Here is an 18,808-nt window from a genome sequence, read left to right on the forward strand (position 1 = left end):
TCCAGAATTACTCTTCGGAAGCAGCTTCAGTAGCTTCTTCGCGGCGCTCGTCGTCACGACGGGTGAAGCGCTCTTCCTTGGCCTTGGCCATCGGAGAAACTTCAGTCACGGCGTGCTTGGTGCGCATGATCATGTTGCGGATAACGGCATCGTTGAAGCGGAAGTTGGTTTCCAGCTCATCGATAACGGCTTGCTCTGCTTCTACGTTCATCAGAACGTAGTGGGCTTTGTGCAGTTTGTCGATCGGGTAAGCCAGCTGACGACGGCCCCAATCTTCCAGGCGATGAATGGTACCACCGGAGGTGGTGATGGCGCCGGTGTAACGCTCGATCATGCCAGGTACTTGCTCGCTCTGGTCCGGATGAACCATGAAGACGATTTCGTAATGACGCATTTTAGCTCCTTACGGATTAATTCAGCCTCCGCCCAGGTGCAGCCAGACCTCAGAGGCAAGGAACATAATGGTGTTTAGACGCTGCTTTTCTAGGGCGGCGTATTGTACGAAATCCCATCCCTCACTGCAACCAGCCGCCGCCGATGTTTTTATCTATGGGAACAATATAAAACTTCAATTGATAATAATTATCATTTAGATCTATTCTATCTCCATGCACTTATGGAGGCTGAACCCATGCAACCCGCGCTGACCACGGCCATCCCGGCCCGCAAATTCAAACTGACCCTGCTCGGGCCGGCCTTTATCGCCGCCATCGGCTACATAGATCCGGGCAACTTTGCCACCAACATTCAGGCCGGCTCCACCTTCGGCTACCAGCTGCTGTGGGTCGTAGTGTGGGCCAACCTGATGGCCATGCTGGTGCAGACTCTCTCGGCCAAGCTCGGCATCGTCACCGGCAAGAACCTGGCGGAACACATTCGCGACCGACTGCCCAAGCCGGCGGTCTGGGCCTACTGGGTGCAGGCGGAGATCATCGCCATGGCCACCGATCTGGCCGAATTCATCGGGGCCGCGGTCGGCTTCAAGCTGCTGCTCGGGGTCACCCTGCTGGAAGGGGCCGGCATCACCGCCGTGGTCACCTGGGGCATTCTGATGCTGCAGTCCCGCGGCCAGAAACCGCTGGAGTTCGTGGTGGGCGGCCTGCTGCTGTTCGTGGCGGCGGCCTACATCGTCGAGCTGGTGTTCTCCCGCCCCCACCTGCCGAGCCTGCTGGAAGGGGCCCTCTTCCCCGGCCTGCCCAACAGCGACGCCGTCTATCTGGCGGCCGGGGTGCTCGGCGCCACCGTGATGCCGCACGTTATCTACCTGCATTCGGCACTGACCCAGCACACCCAGGATCAGGGCTCGGTCCCCCAGCGGCTGCACACCACCCGGGTCGACGTGGCCATCGCCATGACCATCGCCGGCTTCGTCAACCTGGCCATGATGGCCATGGCCGCGGCCGCCTTCCACAGCTCCGGCAACCAGCAGGTGGCCGAACTGGAGTCCGCCTACCAGACCCTGACCCCGCTGCTGGGCCAGGCAGCTGCCACCCTGTTCGGCCTCTCGCTGGTTGCCTCCGGTATCAGCTCCACCGTGGTGGGCACGCTGGCCGGGCAAGTGGTGATGCAGGGCTTCGTGCGCTTCACCATCCCGCTCTGGCTGCGCCGTGCCATCACCATGGCCCCCGCCTTCGTGGTGATCGCCATGGGGCTCAACACCACCGAGATTCTGGTGTTGAGCCAGGTGGTGCTGAGCTTCGGCATCGCGCTGGCGCTCATCCCGCTGCTGATGCTGACCGGCGATCGCGCCCTGATGGGGCAATATCGCAACCACCCGGTGACTCAGGCGCTCGGCCGCCTCATCGTCGCCCTGGTGATCGGGCTCAACGCCTACCTGCTGGTCGCCATGATCTAGCACTCATCATCCTGCCTCCGGACCGGCTCATTAACCGAGGTTAATGAGCCGGTCTGCGCTTTGACGTATGCTGGCGGCTCTCTTCCTCTTCGATCTGCGGGAGCCATCCATGTCACATACCCGAGCCAGCTTCGTACTGGGCCACCATCAGGAGCAGGCCAGCGTCATCTGCTGCCAGAGCGGCGACACCAGCCTGCTGGTCACCGACCTCACCCCCTTTCATCCCCAGAGCCACCTCTGGCCCGATCAGCCGGGTGACGTGGGCACAGTGCGCTGGGAGGGTGGCGAAGCGGCCGTCGGCCCCTGCCGCATGGGGGCCATCAGCCCGGATGGGGAGCTGTTCGTCGACCAGGCGATCCCGGTCAAGCGAGGCGCGGAAGGGTGGCGTTTCGTGGTGGTGCACCCGCTGGCCTGTCACTGTGCGCTGCCGGTGGGCAGTCAGGTGACGCTGCAAGTGGATGCCGAGGCCCGTCACGCCCTGAGCCTGGGTCACAGCGGCTGCCACCTGGCGGCACTGGCCCTAAACCGGGCGCTGATGCCCTACTGGCGCAAGGAGGTGAGCGAGCGGGATGCGCTGGAGCAGCCGGACTTCGATCGTCTCGCCATCCAGACCTCGCGGGTCGAGCCCAATGGCTCGCGCGAGCAGTACCGGATCGGCAAGAGCCTGCGCAAGAAGGGGGTCAACAGTGAGGCCCTGCTGGCGGATCTGGCGCAGATTGAAGCGCACATCAATCGCCAGCTGGCCGACTGGCTGGCAACCGGAGGCGAGATCCGCCGCAGCCGGGCCGGCGAGTCGATCATCGACTCCCGTTACTGGCACTGCCCGCTGGAAGGGCGGGAAGTGACCATCCCCTGCGGCGGCACCCATGTGGCCACGCTGGCCGAGCTGGGACGGATCGAGACAGTCCTCACCGCCGATGCAGAGGGGTTTGTCATGATGACCCGGGTCTACCCCTGAGGGCGTCCGAACTCGGCGACCAGCGCGTCGATCAGGGCGCGCACCCGACGTGGCTGATGCCGCCCGGAGGGGTAGACGATCTGCAGCCGTGATGCCGGGGCGGCGAACTCGGGCAGGATCTCCACTAGGCGGCCACGGCTCAGATCCTCCCCCACATCCCAGCGGGACTTGAGGCAGATCCCCTCCCCCTGCAGGCACCACTGGCGCACCAGATAACCGTTGTTACTGATGCGCCGCCCCTGCACCATCACCCGCTTCACCACGCCCTCAACCTGAAAAGACCACCAGCGCTCCGGATGTTCTCCGAAACGCATTAGCAGGCAGTCATGATCGGCAAGCTCTTCCGGATGGCGGGGCACTCCCTTGCGCGCCAGGTAGGCGGGTGAGGCACAGACGATCCGGCGGTTCTCCCCCAGCGAGAGGGTGCGCAGTGTGCTGTCGGCCAGCTCTCCGTAGCGCAAGGCCAGATCGATCCCCTGCCCCACCAGATCCAGATAGCCGTCGGTCAGGTTGAGATCCAGCGTGATCCCCGGGTGTTGCGCCATGAAGCGATCGAGCAGCGGCACCAGCCGGCTGATCCCCAGATCATGTGGGGCGCTGATGCGCAGCAACCCGTTCATTTCGTCCCCGCCATCGCGCAGACGGCGCTTGAGCCCCTCGGCCTGGGCCAGCAGATGGCGCCCCTCCTCCAGCAACAGGCGCCCCTCTTCGGTAAGGCTGATGGAGCGAGTGGTTCTGCTGAGCAGGGTCGTACCGTAGTAGCGTTCCAGGGAGGCCAGCCGCTCCGAGACGGTTGCCGGGGAGAAGCCCAGCTCACGCCCCGCGGCGGCCAGCCCCCCTTTTTCCACTATGACCAGGAACAGATTGAGGTTCTCGAGCATGATTGTATTGATAATCCGAATTATGTTTTAGATTTTGCGGCAATTATCAAAATACACCGTCACATCTATCTTCTCCAGCAGACACAGGCGCGGATCCCCCGCCGTCTCAGAGAGGAACATTGCCATGGCATTTCATCAACATACCCTGTCCCTTGTCATCGGTGGCCACACAGGTATCGGCCGCGCCGTCGCCGATGCCCTGCGCCAGCGCCCCGGTCAGGTCATCGTCGCCAGTCGCAAAAGCGGCCTGGATATCACGGACCAGACCTCAATCGATAACCTCTTGACCGATCTGGGCCAGCTGGATCACCTGGTCATCACCGCCGGTTCCCAGGCGCCTGGTGGGCCTCTGCTCGAGCTGGATCTCACGGCGGCCAAGGCGGCCTTCGACACCAAGTTCTGGGGCACTCTGGCGGTCATTCGCAGCCTTGCCCCGTATATGGCCCCCGGCGGCACCATCACCCTCACCACAGGGTTCCTGGCCCGCAAGACGGTGCCCGGCACCCTGGTCAAGACCACCATGAATGCCGCGCTCGAAGCCGCCGCCAGGCTGCTCGCCCGTGAGCTGGCCCCCATCCGGGTCAACGTGGTCAGCCCGGGGCTGACCGATACCGAGGCCTACGCCGCCATGGCGCCCGAGGCGCGAGAGGCCATGCTGGGCCGGGCCGCCGCCAGCCTGCCTGCCGGTCGGCACGGCCGCGCCGAAGATCTTGCCGCCGGCTATCTGCTGGCCATCGACAACCCCTTCATGACCGGCGCCACCATAGATATCGATGGCGGCGCCCTGATCAACTGAGGAAATGAGCATGAAAGAGCCCAACACGCTCCCGGCCCGGATCTGGATCCTGACCCTGAGTGCCTTTGCCATCGGTACCGCGGAGTTCCTGATCGCCGGCATCCTGCCTCAGGTGGCTGAATCGCTGGGGGTCACCACGGGCCAGGCGGGCAACCTCATCACCGCCTATGCCCTGGCCATCGTCTTTGGCGGCCCGCTGCTCACCCTCTGGCTGGCCCGCTTCGAGAAACGTCGCGTCCTGCTGGCACTGATGGTGCTGTTTGTGGTCGCCAACCTGATCGCGGCCTTCAGCACCGACTACGTCACCCTGATCGTGAGCCGCATCCTGGCCGGCCTGACCCAGGGCCCCTTCTATGGCATAGGTGCCGTGGTCGCCACCCGCATGGTGAGCGACAAGATGGCGGGCCGCGCCGTCGGCCAGATGTTTGCGGGCCTGACCCTGGCCAACGTGCTGGGCGTGCCGGCGGGTGCCTGGATAGGCAACGCCTTCGACTGGCATACCACCTTCCTAGTGGTCGCCGGGCTGGGTCTGCTCTCCATGCTGGCCATCGCCCTCGTCATCGAGCGCCAACCCAGGGAGAACGCCGCCTCCATCAGCCAGCAGCTCGCCGCCTTCCGCAGTTGGAACCTGCTGGCCAGCCTGCTCTTTACCGTACTGGGCTGGGCCGGCTTCATGACCCTCTATGGCTACATAGCGCCGCTGGCAGAAGAGGTGGCTGGCTTCGAACGTTCCGCCATCACAGGCGTGCTGGTGGTCGTCGGGCTGGGCCTGGTGCTCGGCAACAACATCGGCGGGCACAGCGCCGACCGCAATCTGCGGCGCTCCCTGCTGGTGTGGCCACTGCTGACCATTCTGGCCCTGCTGCTGGTCGGCGTGGTGGAGCACTACACATGGCCTTTCCTGATCGCCACCTTCCTGTTTGGTGTGGCCACCTTCGCCAATCTGCCCGCCATGCAGATGCGGGTGATGAAATATGGCCGGCAGGCCCCGGAGTTGGCGGCCACCGCCAACATCTCGGCATTCAACATCGCCAACGCCTTGGGCGGAGTGATCGGTGGCGCCGTCGTCGACAGTCAGCTGGGACCGGCAGCCCTCCCCTTCTTCGCGTCGCTGGTACCGGCTCTGGGGCTGCTGTTCATCCTGACCCAGGAGCGAAGAGGCCGGCCAAAGGCCCTGGCCTGCTAGGCGACGACCCCTTCACCCGCATTCCGAGCCGACAGGAGGCCATATGACCATACATGCCATCGACCACGTCACGCTTCGCACGGATCAGCTGGAGCAGACCATAGCGTTTTATCGCGATGCCATCGGCCTGCAGGAAGGGGGGCGGCCCCCCTTTCCTTTTCCGGGTTGCTGGCTCTACGCAGGAGGGCGCCCCCTGCTGCACATCGTTGCCAACACCCAGGGCGAGGGACTGACCGACTATCTGGGGAAACGGGAGACGGAGCAAGGCAGCGGCTGCATCGATCACATCTCGCTGAGCGCCTCGGATCCTGTAGAGACGCAGGCTCGCCTGCTGCGACTGGAGGTGCCCTTCGTCAGCCGGGTCATCCCGGAGCGCAACGAGCTGCAGCTCTTTCTGAGGGATAACAACGGGGTGCCGGTCGAGTTGCTCTTCACCCAGACGGACATAGACCAGCACGACAACCCAACGACCGGGGGAGATAGGGATGAGTAACAGACGACATTTCATCAAAAGCGCGATTGCCATGGGCACCCTGGCAGTGGCGGGGCGGGCCTTGGCAAACCCCCGATCCCCTTCAGGCCTGGGTGCTGGCCCCCAGCTCAGGCTCGGCATCACGGATCTCTCATTCCACCGCATGGCCGGGGCCCTGGTGACTGCCGTTCTGGAGCAGCGGGGCTACCGGGTCACCCGCAGCCACGCCCCCCATGAGGCCAATTTTGAACGGCTCGCCAGCGGCGAGATCGATCTGCTGGCCTCCGCCTGGCTGCCTGCCAGCCACGGCATCTACAAAGCAGGGGTCGAGAAGCAGGTGGCCGTGCGTGAGCTGGGGCTGCACTACCAGCCCTATGCCCTGTGGGGCGTCCCGGAGTATGTTCCCGTCGATCAGGTGGCCGAGGTCGCCGACCTGCTGCGCCCCGAGGTAAGGCAGCACATGACGCCGCAGATCCAGGGGATCGGGCCGGGGGCTGGCATCAGCCGCTTCTCGCGGGAGATCATGAGGGTGTACGGGCTCGAGCAGGCGGGTTACCGCTTCCTGAACGGGACACAGGAGCAGTGTCTGGCCGCCTTTGAGCAGGCCGTGGCCGAGCAACGCTGGGCCATAGTGCCCCTGTGGCGCCCCCAGTTCCTGCACGCCATCCATCCCATCCGTGAGTTGAAAGAACCCGGGGGGCTGCTGGGCGGGGTCGACAGGGCCGTGCTGCTGATACGGGAGGATCGCCTGGGCAGACTGGACGACGCCACCCTCACAGCGCTGGACAAACTGCGCTTTGGCAACGAGCTGATAGAGCGCCTCGACTATCGGGTCAGCCGGCTCGGCGAGCCCCTCGACCGGGTCGCCCGGGAAGCCATTGCCGCCTTGCAGCAACCAGCCTGATGTCGCCGCCGCCGGCATCCAGGTCGGGGGCGGCCGTCAGCACCGAGGGGGCACGCCCCTAGCCGAGGCGGATCAGCAGGATCCCGCCCAGGATAATCAGGGCCGCCAGCAGCCTGACCCGCCCCAGCGTCTCCCCCAGCCAACCCCAGGAGAGCAGCACCGCAAACAGCACGCTGCTCTCGCGCAGGGCCGCCACCAGGCCGATGGGCGCCCTGGTCATGGCCCAGATGACGATACCGTAGGCCAACAGCGACAGGGCGCCACCGATGGCGCCGCTGCGCCACGCCGCAGGCCCCAGCTCGCGCCAGGCGGTGCGGCTCTGCCAGCGCATCAGCAGCGGCATCATCAGCGCGGTGAGGGTGAACAGCCAGAGGGTGTAACGCACCGGCTCGCCGGCCGAGCGGGCCCCCGCCCCATCGGACAGGGTATAGGAGGCGGTAAAGAGCGCCGTGACAAGCACCGCCTGCAGCGCGGCCGGTGCCAGCCGCAGGCCGCCGCGCCACGCCATCAGCAGCACGCCGCTCACTAGCACTACGGCTCCCGTCACCGCCACCATTCCCGGTACTTCCCCCAGCAGCAGGGCACCGAACAGCAGGGTCACCAGCGGGGCACTGCCCCGGGCCAGCGGATAGATCTGGCCGAACTCACCCAGCCGGTAGGCCCGACCGAGAAACAGGCAGTAGCCGCAGTGCAGCAGGATGGAGAGTGCCAGCCAGGGATATTCGGCCGCCACCGGCCAGCCCACCAAGGGGAGAAAGGGGGCAGCAAACAGACCGGAGCAGAGGGAGACCAGCAGGACGCTGACCCGCCCCTCGGCCTGGCGCTTGGCCAGCGCATTCCAGAGCGCGTGCAGCAAGGCAGCCAGCAGGATGGCGGCAAAGATGGTTGGGGTCACGACAGGGTTCCGATAGCAACAGGCCGCCCAGCATACCCGGTTTGCCCGGCCATGACAGAGAGCGGCCTCATAAGATGCCTGTTTTTCTCATCCGGCAGCCTGCTGCCGGCCTGGCCTCAGCGCAACCGGCGCTGCCAGTGAATGGCCAGCAGGATGAAGCTCACCCCGACCCAGAGGTTCCACGCCGGGATCTCGCCAAACAGCCAGACCCCCAGCAGCACCACAAACATCAGGCCCGAGTACTCGGTCGCCGCGATGCGGTTGGCCTCCACCTGACGATAGGAATAGAAGCAGCTGGCGTGATAGAGCAGTTGCATGACGCCGCTGCCGCCGATCAGCACCAGCAGCCGCCAGTCCACCGGCTGCCACTGACCCACCGCCAGACCCGCGGTCAGCGGCATGGCCAGCAGGTTGGCCCAGAACAGGGTCGCCACCACCGAGATCCCGGCCGGCAACTTGCGTCCCGTGATGTTGAACAGCGCCAGGGTGAAAGCGGTCACCAGGGCGCCCAGCCCGGCCAGATGGAAATCCCCCGGCCGCAGCACGAACACCACCCCGAGCAGCCCCATGCCGCTCAGCAGCCAGACTCTGGGGTGGATCTTCTCCTTGAGCAGCCAGGCTGCCAGCGGCAGCGTCAGCAGCGGGGAGACATAGAAGATGGCGTTGGCCGTGGCCAGCGGCAGCTGGGTCAGGGCCAGCATCATGCCACCGCCGCCGAGCAGGCAGAGGTGGCCGCGCAGCAGGTGCCACTTCCAGGCACCCAGCCCCCAGGCCGAGCGCGGCACCCGCAGCATGAAGGGCAGCAGCACCAGCAGGGTCAGCAGCTGGCGCAGGAACATGTATTGGAAGGGGCTGAAGCCGGGGCCGATCAGCTTGACCAGCACGTCGGAGAAGGCCTGGGCCAGATTGCCCAGCACCAGGGTGATGATGGCGAAGGTTTGCAGGTCCAGTGCGAACCGCTTGCGCAACAACTCCATCAGCGACAACCGCTCGTGTGACGAACGCAAATAAAATGGCTCAACGGCTCAATCGCTGAATCTTGTTCTGTATTAATGGGGTAAAAGACCATTTTTAAAACCTATCCATCAACTGTTGCCGATTAATCACTCAGAGGGTACCCACTAACATGGCGTCAGGCATCCGTTTTCTTTACTACCTCAAGACATAATAATTTCATTGTTATGCCTAAAAGGCATTAAGAGGAGCTCATGCCGATGTGGGGAATGTCATCTTCCAGATAGGGTTCCCCCACGGCGGTGAAGCCGTGACGGCCGTAGAAGCCCTGCAGGTGCGCCTGAGCCCCCAGATAGATGCTGACCCCGGGCCACAGCCGGGCACACTCCTGCAGCGCCTGCTGCATCAGCCGGTGGCCCAGGCCATCGCCTCTCGCCTCGGGGGCGGTCACCACCCGGCCGATCACCACCTGTTGCGCCTTGGCCACACCGGGCGCCATCAGCCTGGCATAGGCCACCAGTGCCCCATCCTGCCAGCCGAGCAGGTGCAGTACGTCGGGGCGCTTGTCGACGCCGTCCAGATCGAGAAAGACGCAGGTCTGCTCCACCACGAAGACCCGGGATCTCAGGGTGAGCAGTTCATAGAGTTCGTTGACGTCGAGTTGTTCGAAAGATTTGAGAGACCAGTTCATGGGGATTCCTTGCTCATGATGAGAAGGGCAGCATAGCCAGCCGCACGCGGGCCGGCATTAACCTTTGTTAAGATCCTTCAGCCGTTTGCGAATGCGGCTCAGGCTGATGGGGGTGATACCGAGATAGGCGGCGATCTGGTGATCGGGCACCCTGGCCTCCAGCGCGGGAAAACTGCGCAGAAAGTGCTGATAGCGGGCCTGCGGGCTCTCGGTCAGCAGCAGCAGCTCTTTCTCCTCCTTGATGCGCAGCTGCACCGCCAGCAGATGCTGATACCAGGCGGGCCAGCAGGAGAGCGTGCGCAGGTCGGCCAGATTGAACAGCAAGAGCCGACAGGGCTCCAGCGCCTCCACGCTGTAGCGGGCCGGCTCCCCACTGAGCAGGTGGTGGAAGTCGAGAAACTCGTCACCCTCCCAGTAGAACTCCTTGATGTACTCGCGGCCGTCTGCCAGCACCACCTTGGCCCGCAGCAGTCCCTGCTCCACCATCACCAGCAGATCGGGTCGATCGCCAGCATGCCAGAGGCAGGCACGGGGGCTCAGGGTCAGCGGCCGGGCAAAAGAGAGGAGGCGCGCGGCCTCCTGCTCATCCGTGATCCGATCCCGGCAAAATGGGGGTCTGTCCATTCAGTTTGCCTCAGGCACGACGCTGGCGCACGGCTTCGAACAGGCAGACGCCGGTCGCCACCGAGACGTTGAGGCTCGATACCGCCCCCGCCATCGGGATGCTCACCAGCTCGTCGCAGTGCTCGCGGGTGAGGCGACGCATGCCCTTGCCCTCTGCGCCCATCACCAGCGCCATGGGGCCGGTCAGCTTGGCCTGATAGAGGTCGTGATCCGCCTCACCGGCGGTGCCGACCAGCCAGACGCCACGCTCCTGCAATTCGCGCAGGCTGCGGGCCAGGTTGGTGACCTGAATGAGCGGCACCACTTCGGCAGCGCCACAGGCAACCTTGCGTACGATAGGGGTCAGCCCGGTGGCCTTGTCGCGCGGCACGATCACCGCATGCACCCCGGCCGCATCGGCGCTGCGCAGGCAGGCCCCCAGGTTGTGCGGATCGGTCACCCCGTCCAGCACCAGCAGGAAAGGGGCAGTTTTTTGCTCGGCCAGCTTGTCCAGCAGGCTGGCCAGATCGTGCTCGGCCAGCTTGGGCGCCTCCTTCAGCCGGGCCATGATGCCCTGGTGATTGTTGCCCTCCGCCTTGTCGTCAAGCGTCTTGCGGTTCACGCTCTGCACCTTGAGGCCGAGCGCATCCAGCTCCGCCAGCAGGGGCTGCAGCCGGTCGTCATCGCGGCCCTTGAGGGCCCACACTTCGATGAAACGCTCCGGCTCGCGCTCAAGAAGGGCGGCCACGGCGTGGATGCCGTAAATCAGTTCACTGCTCATGTTCAAGATCCGTGGTGTCGGGTCACACCCAGTGCGCCCCAAAGAAAAATGGCCCTACCGGCAGCCTGACCACCATGATGCTGGCGTCGTCACCGGTCGCTAAATGATGGCGCATCATACCAGAGAGACCGGCATCTAGGGAGGAGGGAGCTGCTCGGCCAAGCTCCGGATCTATGACAGGCCTCTTGATGTGGCTGCACCATCATCTTTGATGGTGTACCTGACCCGGCCCGGCAGTGATTAAGTGGGCTCGCTACGCGGCGCTCAAAACGGTAGCTGTCCCAATCTTAGTTCATTGAAGATCAGCCCTTTCGTTGTTGATGGTCGACTTCCACACAGCTCAGGACGATTAATTTATTGATCTTGCTCAGAAAAAAATCATATCCCGCTTCTTTCTCCTGCATCGCTCGCTAACATAGTCGTTTGGCAACAGCCTCGTCGGAGTCACCCATGAGCCAGGCCAGCGAAACCCCGCAGGTAAAAAGCAGCAGACTGGAGGCTGGAATTCAGAGGCGGTAGCCCTGTCTGTTGGAATGGATAAGCGAGTTGCCCACTACGAGCCACTCAAAATGGGGACTATCTCATGTTCATTTCTAAGCCGTCCACGCAGGCGTGATGAGGCGACGCTTTCCAAGACTGATCTGTGCGCTGTTTTTTCATACAGTGCTAATGGTGGCGCCAAAAGAGGGGGGCAAGCGAATACGCTCGGCACTAAAAGCAAGCTGGTAACATTATGATTTAATGATAATTTTCACTTGGCGGCGATAAAGATGTTACGGAGTTATATGGAATTCTCTGCTAACGGATTAGTACCGCCTTCCATCTAATCACTGTTAGAAGAACTAGGTATGGAGATATCTTTGGTTACAGAGGTTCGCGGTTGGTTGATGTTGGGGCTTGGTGTGATCGGTGGGGTAGTGGCGCTACTCACCTACTATCGAGGGCAGAACCAACGGAGGCTAGAAAACAGTTTCCGTATGATTCAGCTTTTCCGGGATAGCATTCCAACACAGGATTTTGAGCAGTGGATTAAGCTATTCCATGACGCATCCGAGCCAGCTGGGGCCAAACCAGGTCATTTTGTTTCCGAGGATGGACGTCAAATTCCATTTTCCGCCTTGTACACAGAAGGGGCGCCCGATGACGGTGCTATAGACCGAATAGCTCAGGTTTTAGATTTGGTTTCCGAGCAAGCTTTAAAACGCACGCTCGATCTCAGAATTTTCTACCATGAGTATGGCCAACTGATGGATACGATTCATTCATGGCTTTCTTCAGACATCGGTTCTGATGGGAAGTCCTTGGTTGAAGACCTCTATCCGAATTTCAATTTGCTGTACGTAAAAAACAGGATCGTGATTGATTGGAAATGCCGTAGGTATGTTTATTGCGGATAGTAACAGGGCTTCTAACAAGTTACTGCACCGGAAAAATAACTCGCTGGCGCTCGTCATTTTCCGATGAGCAATGCGTTAGCAAAAGCAACCACTGAACAGTGTCGGCAAATTAAAATAGATAACTCTAAGGTTTAACTGAAATAATAAGGAGAAAAAATGGGCGATTATAGAGATTTCCTTGGTGATAGCTACAATGAGGAAAACGGTGAATTTGATCATGACAGTGCCAAAAATAGGGCAGTGAATGAAAAAGAACAATGCAATATCATTATTTCTGGTGCTAGCGGTGTAGGTAAAAGCACTTTGATTAACGCTATTTTTGGCGAGGAAGTTGTTAAAGTCGGAGTAGGAAGGCCTGTCACTCAGCACCTTGAGAAGGTTTCGATCCCTGAAAAAGGTATTTGCCTTTGGGACACCAAAGGCATAGAGGCTGAGGACTATAAAGACACAATGGCGACACTGGAAAATGAATTCAAGGAAGCCATTGATAACGCCAATGACGACTGCGACATTCCTCATGTTGGCTGGGTTTGCATTAAAGCCAGCAGCGGTCGAGTGGAAGATCGCGACCTTACGCTAATAGGCTTGCTCAAGAAGCGTGATATCCCCGCTATCGTAGTTTTTACCCGTGTCACAGGTAAGGCCGAAAAAGATTTTGTTGAAGAAGCAAAGCTTATCATTGACAAAAAATATAAAGACTTTTTGCGCGGAGCTTATGTTTCCGTCAATTCCGTCCCCTATGAAGTTGATGAAGATATTGTGGTAAAGGTCAAAGGGCTTGAGTCCGTGATCGAGGTCACTGAGGCGCGATTTCCTGAGGGTAAGAAATCGGCAAAAAATGCCTTTCTCAAAGCTCAACGCTTAAAAATAGAAAAGCGCCTTGCCGCGATGAAAGAGGGAGCGAGAAAAATGGTTCACATCGCTTCCGCCGCAGCGGGAACAGCCGGGGCTTCACCGATTCCTGGATCTGACGCACCTATTATTGCGGCAATACAAAGCACTATGGTTTATAAAATTAATACCGAATTCGAACTAGATGCGGATAACTCAAAAATGACATCTGTTTTAACCGGAATCATGGGTGTTACCGCACTGGCACAAGTGGGTAAAACAGTAGTGTCTAATGTCTTGAAATTCATTCCCGGCGCTGGCACCTTGATCGGCGGCGCGATTTCTGCCGCCACAGCGGTTGCTATCACAGAAGCTGTCGGCCATGCCTATATTGCTGTATTGGAACAGTTCTTCGACATGGAAACAGGGGAAGTCGTTTTACCTGAGAACTCAGAGCGAATTATATCCGTATTCAAAGATGTATTCAGCTACAAGAAGTAATATACCAGTAGTAAGAAATGTCGAGTAACTTAGGGTTAGTTCGACTTTCGTAACCTATTGCTAAAAAACGCTTCAAGAGGGACAGCCAACGCATGGCATTTTTACTATGCGTTGGTTTGTTTGATTACGGTGTTATGCAGAAAGCTAGTAGTAGCGTTGGCAGCTCCTTAAGCGGGCGTTAGGCTAAATACAAATTTATTGCGCATTAAAATTGGAGCTGAAATGGAAGTCAGGAAATCTTCTAGATTATTTATTATCGATAGCGAAGGCCGTCTTTTACTATTTCTATACAAGGATGAGCATCAAGCTCCCTTCTGGGCAACCGCTGGCGGTGAACTTAAATCAGGAGAAAGCTACAACGAAGCTGCCGCTAGGGAGCTATACGAGGAAACCGGACTTACTCTTGAAATAGGGCATCTACTTAAAGAACGAGATGAGGTATATGCCGTAGCACGCTCAACACCTGCGCGTTGGCTTGAAAATATTTCTTAGTAGAATGCCCATCAGATTCAAATATATTCGCAGCTGAATGGACTGACGAAGAAAAATGCACCATTCAAAAATGGAAATGGCGGGGTGTTAAAGAAATGCAAAATGAATACTCTACTTCATTCAAACCCGAGTGGATTCCAGAGTTTTTAAACACCGTACTGAGCCAGCGGCAACATTTAGCCTAACAAACGAACAATGGGACACCCACCTTTCTAAGTGCCGCGTAGCGGCCAATAGAGTGGCAATCGCGCAGGGAGTGTACTCTTCGTCATAGGCGCGGAGCTTGGCCGAGCCCCGCCCAGAAGCTAAGCCCCTCCCCACTTCGATGACCATAAAAAAATCCGAACCCCGGTAACAGGGTTCGGATTTTTTTCGTCTCCGGAGCTATCGGGCGCTGGCGAAGATAACCCGGGCCATCAGCCCCTTACGGCCTCAGTCCGGGTCACCGGACCCAAGCCATAGGCCAAGGGCTTACCCCTTGGCCTTGTCGCGCGCTTTTTTGCTCGGTCGTCTGTTGCTGGGTTTGGCACGGCCGCCCTTGGCGGATTTGCCGTGGTCCTTGCCCTCTTTCTCTTTGCGTTTGTCGTGGCGCTCGACGCTCTTGGCTTTCTCCTTCTTGATCTCGGCCATCTTGCGCACCGCCTGCTTGGCGTTCTTGCCGGTGATCTTGAGGGGCTCTTCCACCATCACGAAGTCGATCTTGCGATCGTCCAGGTTCACGCCCATCACCTTGACCCGCACCTTGTCACCCAGACGGTAGCGGCGGCGGAAGTTCTCGCCGATCAGCTGCTGGTGCAACGGGTCGAACTGGTAGTAGTCGTTGGTGAGGGTGCTGACGTGCACCAGACCGTCGATGTGGATCTCGGCCAGACGCACGAAGAAGCCAAAGCCGGTGACGCTGGCAATGACGCCGTCAAACTCGTCACCCACGTGATCCAGCATGTACTCGCACTTGAGCCAGTCGGCCACGTCACGAGTGGCGTCATCGGCGCGGCGCTCGGTCATGGAGCAGTGCTCGCCCATGGGATCCACTTCTTCCAGCTGGTAGTGGTAGCCACCGCTCGGCGTCCACTTGTGACGCAGGTTGCCCTGCTGCTCCTTGGCGGTCTGATACTTGATCGCGCGGTGTAGGATGAGGTCAGGGTAACGACGGATCGGCGAGGTGAAGTGCGCGTAGGACTTCAGCGCCAGACCGAAGTGACCGATGTTGTCGGCCTGATAGATGGCCTGACGCATGGAGCGCAGCAACATGGTGGAGAGCAGCTCCGCATCCGGGCGCCCTTCAAACTTGGCGGCCAGGTCGGCAAAGTCTTTCGGCTCAGGCTCCAGGCCCCCCTTGAGCTCCAGGCCCAGCTCGGCCAGGAAGTCACGGAAGCCGGTGAGGCGCTCTTCGCCCGGGCGGTCGTGCACCCGGAACAGGGCGGCGGCTTCGTTCTTCTCGATGTAGCGGGCAGCGGCCACGTTCGCCTGGATCATGCACTCTTCGATGATCTTGTGGGCGTCGTTGCGCACGAGCGGCACGATGCGGTCGATCTTGCGCTGGGCGTTGAAGATGAAGCGGGTCTCTTCGCTCTCGAACTCCACCGCACCGCGCTGATGGCGGGCATGCTTGAGCGCCTTGTAGAGGTTGTTGAGCTCCTCGATGTGGCCCACCAGCGGCTCATACTGCTGGCGCAGCTTGGGATCGCCATCCAGGATCGCCGCCACCTTGGTGTAGGTCATGCGGGCGTGGGAGTTCATCACCGCTTCGTAGAACTTGTAGCCGGACATGCGGCCGGCGGCGGAGATGGTCATCTCGCACACCATGCAGAGTCGGTCAACCTGCGGGTTGAGCGAGCAGAGGCCGTTGGAGAGCACCTCCGGCAGCATGGGCACCACGAACTCGGGGAAGTAGACCGAGTTGCCGCGCTGGTAGGCCTCGGTGTCGAGGGCGGTGCCCGGCTTCACATAGGCGGAGACGTCGGCAATGGCGACCCACAGGCGCCAGCCGCCGCCGCGCTTGGCTTCACAGAAGACGGCGTCATCGAAGTCGCGGGCATCTTCCCCGTCGATGGTGACCAGCGGCAGGGCGCGCAGATCGATGCGTCCCTCTTTGGCCTTCTCCGGCACCTGTTCGCCGAGACCGGCAACCTCCTTGGTCACCTCCTCGGGCCAGGTGTGCGGGATGCCGTGGGTACGCAGGGCAATCTCGATCTCCATGCCGGGGGCCATGTTCTCACCCAGCACTTCCAATACGGTGCCGACCGCATTGAAGCGGGCGGTGGCGCGCTGGTTGATGCGCACAACCACCACCTGGCTCTGGCGAGCCCCCTTGTTCTCCCCTTCCGGGATGATGATGTCCTGGCCGATACGGCTGTCGTCGGGTACCACGAAACCGACGCCGTTCTCGACGAAATAGCGACCGACGATGTCCGCCTCGCGGGCCTTGAGCAGGCGCACCAGACGCGCCTCCTGGCGACCCTTGCGGTCGATCTCGGTGGGCTGCACCAGGGCATAGTCGCCGTGCATCAGGCGCTGCATCTCGCGGTTGTTCAGGAACAGATCCGGGCCACCACCCTCGGGACGCAGGAAACCGAAGCCATCCTTGTGGCCGAGCACATAACCTTTGACCAGATTCAGGCGATCCGGCAGGGCGTAACACTGGTTGCGGGTGAAGACCAGTTGACCGTCGCGCTCCATGGCGCGCAGACGACGACGCAAGGCTTCCAGCGGCTCTTCTTCGGTCAGCTTGAGGACCTTGGCCAACTCTTCACGGGACATGGGCTTTTCATGGCCCTTGATGAGGTCGAGGATCAGCTCGCGGCTGGCGATCGGATTCTCGTATTTTTCGGCCTCGCGTTCGAGGAAAGGATCTTTTTGAGACATAAGCAGGCCTTAGGGTAGGTGGTAACGGCGACATTATATCGGAGGGGGGGGCGAATGGCATCCATCGACTGCCTTTTGGCCAATCTCTCTGTCATACTATGCACAGTTTGCAGTCATGATGAGACATGGAACTCATGAGCAAGGATTCGTTCGCCCAATCCGCCGCCTATCTCAAGCAGGCGGTTCCCCTGATGATCAAGTATCAAATCCCCACCACGCCGGATAATTACACCCTTTGGTATAACTATGTGGCGGCCAGCATGCCCGAGCTCAATCAGGCTATCGATCAGGCCATCAAGCTGCAGGGCACCTGCTCGCTCACCACCTGCGAACGCCTCTATCACCAGCACCTCGCCGCCCAGGACGAGCAGCAGATGGAGGCGATGAAGCTCAACCTGGCCGCCATGGCCAACGAGCTCGGCCACACCATGCAGGATGCCATCTCGGATACCGGCATGTTCCAGGAGATGCTCGACAAGAGTTTCGACCGGCTGAGCCTCATCGATGATGAGGGGCTGAGCCTGGAAGACACCATGGGGATCCTGCGGGATCTGGTGCGCGAATCGCGGGACGTGCGCATGTCGACCATGCACTTTCGCAACCAGCTCAGCAGCGCCGAGAAGGAGATCAAGGAGCTGCGCGAGGCGCTCAACGAGACCCGCAAGCTGGCCAACGAGGATGCCCTCACCAGCCTGCTCAACCGGCGCGCCTTCGATCTGGAGATAGAGAGCCTGTTGCGCAGCAAGCAGCCCTTCTCGCTGATCCTCGCCGATATCGACCGCTTCAAGAGTTTCAACGACGAATATGGCCACCTGCTGGGAGATCAGGTACTGCGCGCCTTCAGCAAGCGACTGCGGGAGACCTGCAAGGAGGGCGTCACTGCCTACCGCCTCGGCGGCGAGGAGTTTGCACTACTACTCCCCATGCGCAACCTGGCGCTGAGCCGCCAGATGGCGGAGAGCCTGCGCCGGGCCATCGAGAAGATGTCGATCCTGGATCGCAAGTCGGGCCGACGCATCGACCACATCACCGCCTCGTTTGGCGTTGGCGAGTACAACGGTCAGGAGACGGGCGACAGCCTGGTCGAGCGCACCGACAAGCTGCTCTACAAGGCCAAGGAGCTGGGCCGCAACCGGGTGATGCCGCTGCCATCCTGAACTCGCCAAACGCAAAAAGGCCGGTCATTGACCGGCCTTTTTCATGTTTGCCATCCCGGGATCAGAGGCTTTTCAGCTTCTCTTCCGGCAGGGCCAGTTCGTCATTGCGGTTGACGCCGATGCCGCGCTCCAGCACGTGGCGGGCGATGGCATGGGCCTCTTCCAGCGAGTGCATGCTGTAGGTACCGCACTGATATTCGTTCAGCTCAGGGATCTTGCCCTGCTCCTGTACGGTCAGCACGTCGCTCATGGCGGCCTGCCAGGCAGCGCCAACCCGGGCTTCGTCCGGTGCACCGATCAGGCTCATGTAGAAGCCGGTGCGGCAGCCCATGGGAGAGATGTCGATGATCTCCACCCCGTTGCCGTTCAGGTGATCACGCATGAAACCGGCAAACAGGTGCTCGAGGGTGTGGATGCCGCGCTCGGAGAGGATCTCCTGATTCGGCACGCAGAAACGCAGGTCGAACACGGTAATGGTGTCCTTGTTCGGGGTCTGCATGGTCTTGGCCACACGTACCGCCGGCGCAGCCATGCGGGTGTGGTCAACGGTAAAACTGTCCAATAACGGCATTTCTGACTCCTGATTTGG

19 protein-coding genes are annotated in these 18,808 nt (G+C 60.6%); 10 read left to right on the plus strand and 9 right to left on the minus strand.

Annotated features, from left to right (window positions below; translation table 11 throughout):
- Nucleotides 1–7 precede the first annotated feature (7 nt).
- Nucleotides 8–394: a 30S ribosomal protein S6 gene (gene rpsF, locus BN1143_RS16320; RefSeq protein ID WP_005308887.1), complete on the minus strand. Its 387-nt coding sequence runs from the start codon at nt 392–394 to the stop codon at nt 8–10.
- Between the two features lie 237 nt (nt 395–631).
- Between rpsF and BN1143_RS16325 the strand changes: the two genes are divergently transcribed.
- Together BN1143_RS16325 and BN1143_RS16330 are read left to right on the plus strand one after the other, a co-directional pair.
- Nucleotides 632–1,855, plus strand: coding sequence for an Nramp family divalent metal transporter (locus BN1143_RS16325; RefSeq protein WP_026141721.1), 1,224 nt, complete (start codon nt 632–634; stop codon nt 1,853–1,855).
- Nucleotides 1,856–1,922: 67 nt separating this feature from the next.
- Nucleotides 1,923–2,813: an alanyl-tRNA editing protein gene (locus BN1143_RS16330; RefSeq protein ID WP_042051410.1), complete on the plus strand. Its 891-nt coding sequence runs from the start codon at nt 1,923–1,925 to the stop codon at nt 2,811–2,813.
- On the opposite strand, the gene BN1143_RS16335 is transcribed toward BN1143_RS16330, so the two are convergent.
- Entirely contained in the window at nt 2,804–3,694 is an 891-nt protein-coding gene (locus BN1143_RS16335) for a LysR family transcriptional regulator (protein WP_017764022.1), read from the minus strand. The two genes, BN1143_RS16330 and BN1143_RS16335, sit on opposite strands and share 10 nt — an antisense overlap.
- A 124-nt stretch (nt 3,695–3,818) precedes the next feature.
- Between BN1143_RS16335 and BN1143_RS16340 the strand changes: the two genes are divergently transcribed.
- From BN1143_RS16340 to BN1143_RS16355, 4 genes are read left to right on the plus strand one after another with little or no spacing between them, the layout of a single operon-like run.
- The gene (locus BN1143_RS16340) at nt 3,819–4,490 is read left to right on the plus strand and encodes an SDR family oxidoreductase (protein ID WP_042051411.1); all 672 of its coding nucleotides are present in this window, start codon (nt 3,819–3,821) and stop codon (nt 4,488–4,490) included.
- A gap of 10 nt (nt 4,491–4,500) precedes the next feature.
- Complete coding sequence (locus BN1143_RS16345; RefSeq protein WP_082038597.1) at nt 4,501–5,676, plus strand: MFS transporter; 1,176 nt, start codon at nt 4,501–4,503, stop codon at nt 5,674–5,676.
- A gap of 43 nt (nt 5,677–5,719) precedes the next feature.
- Complete coding sequence (locus BN1143_RS16350) at nt 5,720–6,169, plus strand: VOC family protein (RefSeq protein WP_042051413.1); 450 nt, start codon at nt 5,720–5,722, stop codon at nt 6,167–6,169.
- A 31-nt stretch (nt 6,170–6,200) separates the two neighbouring features.
- A complete protein-coding gene (locus BN1143_RS16355; protein WP_042051414.1) occupies nt 6,201–7,052 on the plus strand; it encodes a glycine betaine ABC transporter substrate-binding protein in 852 nt (283 codons plus the stop codon).
- A 58-nt stretch (nt 7,053–7,110) separates the two neighbouring features.
- Here BN1143_RS16355 and BN1143_RS16360 read toward each other — a convergent pair whose 3' ends face one another.
- The 5 genes from BN1143_RS16360 to rlmB form a co-directional block, all read right to left on the minus strand.
- A complete protein-coding gene (locus tag BN1143_RS16360) occupies nt 7,111–7,947 on the minus strand; it encodes a DMT family transporter (protein WP_017785601.1) in 837 nt (278 codons plus the stop codon).
- Nucleotides 7,948–8,063: 116 nt separating this feature from the next.
- The gene (locus BN1143_RS16365) at nt 8,064–8,924 is read right to left on the minus strand and encodes a DMT family transporter (RefSeq protein ID WP_010635120.1); all 861 of its coding nucleotides are present in this window, start codon (nt 8,922–8,924) and stop codon (nt 8,064–8,066) included.
- Nucleotides 8,925–9,142: 218 nt separating this feature from the next.
- Nucleotides 9,143–9,592, minus strand: coding sequence for a GNAT family N-acetyltransferase (locus BN1143_RS16370; protein ID WP_011704664.1), 450 nt, complete (start codon nt 9,590–9,592; stop codon nt 9,143–9,145).
- 57 nt (nt 9,593–9,649) lie between these two features.
- Nucleotides 9,650–10,216 carry a Crp/Fnr family transcriptional regulator gene (locus BN1143_RS16375; protein WP_010635121.1) on the minus strand — a complete coding sequence of 189 codons (567 nt, stop codon included), beginning with the start codon at nt 10,214–10,216 and terminating at the stop codon, nt 9,650–9,652.
- Between the two features lie 10 nt (nt 10,217–10,226).
- The gene (rlmB, locus tag BN1143_RS16380; protein ID WP_005308859.1) at nt 10,227–10,976 is read right to left on the minus strand and encodes a 23S rRNA (guanosine(2251)-2'-O)-methyltransferase RlmB; all 750 of its coding nucleotides are present in this window, start codon (nt 10,974–10,976) and stop codon (nt 10,227–10,229) included.
- Nucleotides 10,977–11,824: 848 nt separating this feature from the next.
- On the opposite strand from rlmB, the gene BN1143_RS16385 reads away from it, so the two are divergent.
- The 3 genes from BN1143_RS16385 to BN1143_RS22665 all read left to right on the plus strand — a co-directional run bounded on the left by BN1143_RS16385 (nt 11,825) and on the right by BN1143_RS22665 (nt 14,197).
- A complete protein-coding gene (locus BN1143_RS16385) occupies nt 11,825–12,373 on the plus strand; it encodes a hypothetical protein (RefSeq protein WP_042051415.1) in 549 nt (182 codons plus the stop codon).
- Nucleotides 12,374–12,529: 156 nt separating this feature from the next.
- The gene (locus tag BN1143_RS16390; RefSeq protein WP_042051416.1) at nt 12,530–13,705 is read left to right on the plus strand and encodes a YcjF family protein; all 1,176 of its coding nucleotides are present in this window, start codon (nt 12,530–12,532) and stop codon (nt 13,703–13,705) included.
- Nucleotides 13,706–13,927: 222 nt separating this feature from the next.
- On the plus strand, nt 13,928–14,197 hold the full coding sequence (locus BN1143_RS22665; protein WP_197069878.1) for an NUDIX domain-containing protein: 270 nt from the start codon (nt 13,928–13,930) through the stop codon (nt 14,195–14,197).
- A 471-nt stretch (nt 14,198–14,668) separates the two neighbouring features.
- Here BN1143_RS22665 and rnr read toward each other — a convergent pair whose 3' ends face one another.
- Nucleotides 14,669–17,062 (minus strand): ribonuclease R, encoded by a 2,394-nt coding sequence (gene rnr / locus BN1143_RS16395; RefSeq protein ID WP_042051417.1) that lies wholly within the window; start codon nt 17,060–17,062, stop codon nt 14,669–14,671.
- 134 nt (nt 17,063–17,196) lie between these two features.
- Here rnr and BN1143_RS16400 point away from each other — a divergent pair, with 134 nt between their 5' ends.
- Nucleotides 17,197–18,219 carry a GGDEF domain-containing protein gene (locus BN1143_RS16400; protein ID WP_042051569.1) on the plus strand — a complete coding sequence of 341 codons (1,023 nt, stop codon included), beginning with the start codon at nt 17,197–17,199 and terminating at the stop codon, nt 18,217–18,219.
- A gap of 61 nt (nt 18,220–18,280) precedes the next feature.
- On the opposite strand, the gene luxS is transcribed toward BN1143_RS16400, so the two are convergent.
- Complete coding sequence (luxS, locus tag BN1143_RS16405) at nt 18,281–18,790, minus strand: S-ribosylhomocysteine lyase (RefSeq protein WP_011704660.1); 510 nt, start codon at nt 18,788–18,790, stop codon at nt 18,281–18,283.
- Between the last annotated feature and the right edge of the window lie 18 nt (nt 18,791–18,808).

This window comes from Aeromonas dhakensis (assembly GCF_000820305.1).
Classification (GTDB): domain Bacteria; phylum Pseudomonadota; class Gammaproteobacteria; order Enterobacterales; family Aeromonadaceae; genus Aeromonas; species Aeromonas dhakensis.

Excerpts from the sequence above, each read along its gene's own strand:
- rpsF (WP_005308887.1), bottom strand. The coding sequence starts at position 394 with ATGCGTCATTACGAAATCGTCTTCATGGTTCATCCGGACCAGAGCGAG.
- BN1143_RS16325 (WP_026141721.1), top strand. The coding sequence starts at position 632 with ATGCAACCCGCGCTGACCACGGCCATCCCGGCCCGCAAATTCAAACTG.
- BN1143_RS16330 (WP_042051410.1), top strand. The coding sequence starts at position 1,923 with ATGCTGGCGGCTCTCTTCCTCTTCGATCTGCGGGAGCCATCCATGTCA.
- BN1143_RS16335 (WP_017764022.1), bottom strand. The coding sequence starts at position 3,694 with ATGCTCGAGAACCTCAATCTGTTCCTGGTCATAGTGGAAAAAGGGGGG.
- BN1143_RS16340 (WP_042051411.1), top strand. The coding sequence starts at position 3,819 with ATGGCATTTCATCAACATACCCTGTCCCTTGTCATCGGTGGCCACACA.
- BN1143_RS16345 (WP_082038597.1), top strand. The coding sequence starts at position 4,501 with ATGAAAGAGCCCAACACGCTCCCGGCCCGGATCTGGATCCTGACCCTG.
- BN1143_RS16350 (WP_042051413.1), top strand. The coding sequence starts at position 5,720 with ATGACCATACATGCCATCGACCACGTCACGCTTCGCACGGATCAGCTG.
- BN1143_RS16355 (WP_042051414.1), top strand. The coding sequence starts at position 6,201 with ATGGGCACCCTGGCAGTGGCGGGGCGGGCCTTGGCAAACCCCCGATCC.
- BN1143_RS16365 (WP_010635120.1), bottom strand. The coding sequence starts at position 8,924 with ATGGAGTTGTTGCGCAAGCGGTTCGCACTGGACCTGCAAACCTTCGCC.
- BN1143_RS16370 (WP_011704664.1), bottom strand. The coding sequence starts at position 9,592 with ATGAACTGGTCTCTCAAATCTTTCGAACAACTCGACGTCAACGAACTC.
- BN1143_RS16375 (WP_010635121.1), bottom strand. The coding sequence starts at position 10,216 with ATGGACAGACCCCCATTTTGCCGGGATCGGATCACGGATGAGCAGGAG.
- rlmB (WP_005308859.1), bottom strand. The coding sequence starts at position 10,976 with ATGAGCAGTGAACTGATTTACGGCATCCACGCCGTGGCCGCCCTTCTT.
- BN1143_RS16385 (WP_042051415.1), top strand. The coding sequence starts at position 11,825 with ATGGAGATATCTTTGGTTACAGAGGTTCGCGGTTGGTTGATGTTGGGG.
- BN1143_RS16390 (WP_042051416.1), top strand. The coding sequence starts at position 12,530 with ATGGGCGATTATAGAGATTTCCTTGGTGATAGCTACAATGAGGAAAAC.
- BN1143_RS22665 (WP_197069878.1), top strand. The coding sequence starts at position 13,928 with ATGGAAGTCAGGAAATCTTCTAGATTATTTATTATCGATAGCGAAGGC.
- rnr (WP_042051417.1), bottom strand. The coding sequence starts at position 17,062 with ATGTCTCAAAAAGATCCTTTCCTCGAACGCGAGGCCGAAAAATACGAG.
- BN1143_RS16400 (WP_042051569.1), top strand. The coding sequence starts at position 17,197 with ATGAGCAAGGATTCGTTCGCCCAATCCGCCGCCTATCTCAAGCAGGCG.
- luxS (WP_011704660.1), bottom strand. The coding sequence starts at position 18,790 with ATGCCGTTATTGGACAGTTTTACCGTTGACCACACCCGCATGGCTGCG.